The organism is Pantoea sp. E956-1 (assembly GCF_982223955.1).
Genome location: NZ_CEUYZP010000042.1, coordinates 1 through 497 on the forward strand (window position 1 = coordinate 1; position 497 = coordinate 497).

General features: G+C 62.0%; 1 pseudogene. It reads left to right on the top strand.

The features are described 5' to 3' along the window. Window position 1: 1 nt before the first annotated feature. Window positions 2–497: pseudogene (locus AC0T7J_RS25145) on the top strand (30S ribosomal protein S6--L-glutamate ligase); the annotation flags it as partial.

Here is a 497-nt window from a genome sequence, read left to right on the forward strand (position 1 = left end):
TCTGTATTCCACCCGCCGTCTGGTCGAAGCCGGAATCGAGCGCGGGCATGAAATGGTGGTGATCGACACCTTGCGCGCCTACATGAACATTGCCAGCCACAAGCCGCAGATCCATTACCGCGGCAAACCGCTGGAAGGTTTCGACGCGGTGATCCCGCGGATCGGCGCATCGGTGACGTTCTACGGCTGCGCGGTGTTGCGTCAGTTCGAAATGATGGGCGTGTTCCCGCTCAACGAGTCGGTGGCCATTGCCCGCTCGCGGGACAAATTGCGTTCGCTGCAGCTGCTGTCGCGGCGCGGCATCGGTTTGCCGGTCACCGGTTTTGCCCACTCGCCGGACGATATTCCCGACCTGATCGCCATGGTCAACGGCGCACCGCTGGTGATCAAGGTGCTGGAAGGCACTCAGGGCATCGGCGTGGTGCTGTGCGAAACCGCGACGGCGGCAGAGTCGGTGATCGAAGCGTTCATGGGCCTGAAGCAGAACATCATGGTTC